The 473-nt window shown below is 39.1% G+C and carries 1 protein-coding gene; it reads right to left on the bottom strand.

The features are described from left to right. On the bottom strand, positions 1 to 473 hold a 473-nt coding region (locus tag ACEWB7_RS17545; protein WP_411581029.1), incomplete at both ends, for a hypothetical protein.

Genomic DNA, 473 nt, shown 5'->3' with positions numbered 1-473 from the left:
AAATAAGATATTCCCTTGGGTATAGACAGTTTTATTCCATCAGAGTTAACCAGGTTAACCAGGTTAACCTTCTTACCATTTAGTCTAATCTGATAAGATATACCTTTATATCTTGCCAAAGCAAGTGACCCAAGACCCGACTTCCCAGATACTAGTTTGAACTCCGCTCGATCGTATGTCCCCTTCACTTGTGTCATATTAATCCACGGATCCGTATGAACATATATTGGCCCACTTCCCATTGTTCCTTTGCCAGGTAGATAATCATTAAAGTTACCATAGTTGTTGGCCTGAACTTCTTGGTAATAGTTCGTTGAATTTATCGTATATACGTACGACTCCAAACCATCATTCTCTTGTAGCTTTCCTTGCTCATGCTTAACTACTGAGATTGCGCCTAAGCATACAACTGAAATCGCACAAAATACAGTAATTGCCTTAATAGCCCTTCCTGAGAATTCCCTAACAAGTAT

The organism is Acinetobacter sp. NIOH-H-8, assembly GCF_046635365.1.
Classification (GTDB): Bacteria; Pseudomonadota; Gammaproteobacteria; order Pseudomonadales; family Moraxellaceae; genus Acinetobacter.
This window is presented reverse-complemented; position numbering and strand designations above follow the sequence as displayed.